The following is a 403-nucleotide window of genomic DNA, read 5'->3' as shown; positions in this document are numbered from 1 at the left end:
CGACCACCAGGACGATTCCAAGCACCGCCATCAAGCCCAACACCGATTGCCAGGCGAAGATCGGCAGCAGCCCGCGACAAGCGCCGGCAACGCGGCTTTTCCGAGATCGCCGGAAAAGTTGTAGATGCCGAGCGGACGTCGCGACGCCGTGCCATAGCTGTCGGTCACGAGCATCGAACCACGTGGGTGCTGGATGCTTGATCCGATGCCGGCCACGACGAGGCCGACGCAAAGACCCGCAAAGCCGAACGGCAGCGCCATGATCAGCAAGCCCCCCGCCGCAGCGACGGTGGACAGGATCAGCGCCGCGCGCGGCGACAAGCCGCGAACAGCTCGGTCGGCCGGGATCTGCATGCCCCCCATCGTCCCGAAATACAGTGCGCGCACGACGGCGAGCGCCGCA

General features: G+C 66.7%; 1 pseudogene. It reads right to left on the bottom strand.

Features of this window, described 5'->3' with window-relative positions:
* Positions 1-30: 30 nt before the first annotated feature.
* Positions 31-403, bottom strand: a pseudogene (locus OZ411_RS43165) (hypothetical protein); the annotation flags it as partial.

It is taken from the genome of Bradyrhizobium sp. Arg237L, assembly GCF_029990105.1.
Lineage (GTDB): Bacteria > Pseudomonadota > Alphaproteobacteria > Rhizobiales > Xanthobacteraceae > Bradyrhizobium.
The sequence above is the reverse complement of the archived record's forward strand: the minus strand, read 5'-3'. Positions and strand labels throughout refer to the sequence as shown.